Origin of the sequence: Actinoplanes sp. NPDC048791, from assembly GCF_040650095.1 — a bacterium.
In the GTDB taxonomy this organism is placed as follows: domain Bacteria; phylum Actinomycetota; class Actinomycetes; order Mycobacteriales; family Micromonosporaceae; genus Actinoplanes.
The window spans coordinates 1-2,980 of sequence record NZ_JBEZGQ010001009.1; the positions used below are offsets into that span (position 1 = coordinate 1).

Below are 2,980 nucleotides of genomic sequence, written 5' to 3' on the forward strand. Positions count from 1 at the left end.
GGACGCGATCCTGAACCGGCGCACCGTGGCGGCTGCGGACTTCGGCTGCCGCTACACCGTCGGGGAGCGGGCCGTCTTCGGCGCCGCGTGCCCCGCGAAGGCGGGTGCGACCGGCCGGCGATGACGGTTGACAGCGGAGCAAGCCATTGAAAGGCTTCAATGGCTTGCCCTGCCTTCCCGAGCCGTCAGGAGCGACCGATGCGCCGTGCCCCGTCGTGGATTGCGCGCGCCGCCCTCTCCGTCGCCCTCGTGCTGCCCCTGGTGGCGCCGCCGGCCGCCGCCACGGCAGCGCCGCCGGCCGGGGAGGGCCCGCAGACGGTGGCGGACGTCTACCGCTACCTGGAGGACCCGCAGCTCACCGGCGAGGGCCAGGAGGCGCCGCACACGGATCTGCGGCCGTACGCCGGTGCCCGCGCCGCCGCGGCCGACGTGACCAGCCACGATGCCCGTGACCCCAACGTCACGTCGCTGAACGGCAAGTGGCGGCTCAAGATCTTCGACCGGCCGGACGACGTGCCCGCGGCCTTCCACGGCGCCGGCTTCGACGCGTCGAGCTGGCCGTCGGTCTCGGTGCCGCACACCTGGCAGTCCGACTTCATCGACCACCCGATGTTCCGCAACATCCCGTCCGACATCGCCCCGGACGACCCGCCGAAGGTGCCCCGCGACGTGAACCCGACCGGGGCGTACCTGCGCACGGTCGACCTGCCCGCGGACTGGACCCGCGACAGCGACCGGGTCCTGCTCCGCTTCGAGGGCGTGACCAGCAACTACCTGGTCTGGGTGAACGGCGGGTACGTCGGCTACGACCAGGGCGGCTACACCCCGGCCGAGTTCGACATCACCGAACGGCTGCGCCCGGGCCGCAACAGCATCGCGGTCCAGGTGCACCGCTGGGGCAGCGGCGCGTACCTCGAGGACGTCGACCAGTGGCGTTACAGCGGCATCTTCCGCGACGTGCGGCTCTACCGCTTCGCCCAGACCCGGCTGCGCGACACCACCATCACCACCGACCTGGACGCGGCGTACCGGGATGCGACGCTCAGCGCCAAGGTCGAGCTTGCCGGCGCGCCCGGCGACTTCACCGTGCGCGGCACCCTGCAGGACCGGCGCGGCCGGACCGTGACCACCATGAACGCTGCGGCGAGCACCGGCGCGGTGACGCTGACCGCCCCGATCAGCAACCCGGCGAAGTGGAGTGCCGAGGAGCCCAACCTCTACACGCTGGTGTTGCAACTGCTCGGCCCGGACGGACGGGCCCTGCACACGACCGCGCAGCCGGTCGGCTTCCGGGAGATCGAGGTCCGCGACCGGCAGATCCTGGTCAACGGCGAGCGCATCCTGATCAAGGGCACCAACCGGGCCGAGACCGATCCGGACACCGGCCGGCACGTCACCCGGCAGGCCCAGCGCGACGACGTCTTCCTGATGAAACGGCTGCACCTCAACGCCGTCCGCACCTCGCACTACCCCTCGGACCCCTACCTCTACGACCTGGCGGACGAGCACGGCCTGTGGGTCGACGACGAGGTGGACATCGAGACGCACAGCCACGAGACCTGCCCGTCGAACTGCCTGGCCGACCGCCCGGAGTGGCAGGCCGCGTTCGCCGACCGCTTCCAGGCGATGGTGGCCCGGGACAAGAACCACCCGAGCGTCATCTTCTGGGACACCGGCAACGAGGCCGGCCTCGGCGCCGCGCACTACGCGATGGCGGCCTGGGCCGACGCCCACGAGCCGACCCGGCTGCTCTACCACCAGTCCAACAACCCGGACGGCGACGCCCCGTTCGCCGACGTGGACGGTCCCCGCTACCCGACCCCGGCCCGGCTGGAGAGCCGCACCCTGAGCAGCACCAAGCCGATCGTGATGGGCGAGTACGCCCACGCCATGGGCAACGGGCTGGGCAACTTCGACCAGTTCTGGGCCCTGGCCCGCAAGTATCCGGCGATGCAGGGCGGCTTCATCTGGGACTGGGCCGAGCAGAACCTGCGCCAGCCGCTGATCACCACCCCCGACGCGGCCCACGGCATCCAGACGTTCCTGGTCGGCAAGCCCGGCACGGTCCCCGGCCGCCGCGGCCAGGCCGTGGCCCTGTCCAGCCTGGACGACTTCGTCGACGTCTTCCGCGACAAGCGGCTGGACCTGACCGGTCCGCTGACGCTGGACGCCTGGGTCAAGCCGGGCGAGTGGGCCGGCAGCTTCCCGATCCTGACCAAGGGCCAGGGGTACGCGTTGCAGATGCGCGACCGCGACACCCTCGAATTCGGTGTGAACGCGGGCGGCTGGGCGACGGCCGCGGCGGACGTACCGGCCGACTGGTACGGCGCCTGGCACCGCGTCACCGGCGTCTACGACGGCACCGCCCTGCGGCTGTCCATCGACGGCGCCGAGGTGGCGACGACTGCCCGTACGGGTGCGGTGGACCCCGGCCTGTTCGAGGTCAACCTGGGCCGCAACGCCGACACCCAGCAGGACAACGACCTGTGGAGCATCCGGCTCGGCCGCGGCCTGATCGACGACGCCCGCATCTACCCGTCCGCGCTCACCCCGGCCCAGCTCGCCGCGGGCGCGGACCCGGTCGCCGGCGCGGTGCTGGCCCTGAACTTCGACCGCTTCCAGCGCAAGGGCGACTTCCTGAGCCTGGGCATCAGCCTGTCCGGCACCGACGGCCTGGTCGGCTCGGACCGCTACGTGCAGCCGGAGACCGCCGAGATGGCCTGGGCCCAGGCCCCGGTCCGGATCACCCGCACCGGCACCACGGTCCGGCTGCACAACGAGCAGCAGGCCGGCGACTTCGACCTGACCGTGCGCTGGCAGGTCAAGGAGCAGGGCGACGTGCTGCGCTCCGGCAGCCGGCGCATCCGGCTCGCCCCGGGACAGACCGCCGAGCTGGATCCCGGGCCGATCGGTTACAACCTGGCGATCTATCCGCTGTCCGGGTGGATGGCGGCCGCCTCCATCCTGCGCAAGATGTTCG

At 72.1% G+C, this 2,980-nt stretch carries 1 protein-coding gene; it reads left to right on the plus strand.

Annotated elements, in window-relative coordinates; genetic code table 11:
- Window positions 1–198: 198 nt before the first annotated feature.
- Window positions 199–2,980 (plus strand): glycoside hydrolase family 2 TIM barrel-domain containing protein (locus AB0C29_RS41275; RefSeq protein WP_360832666.1); only part of this gene is annotated, 2,782 nt, incomplete at its 3' end.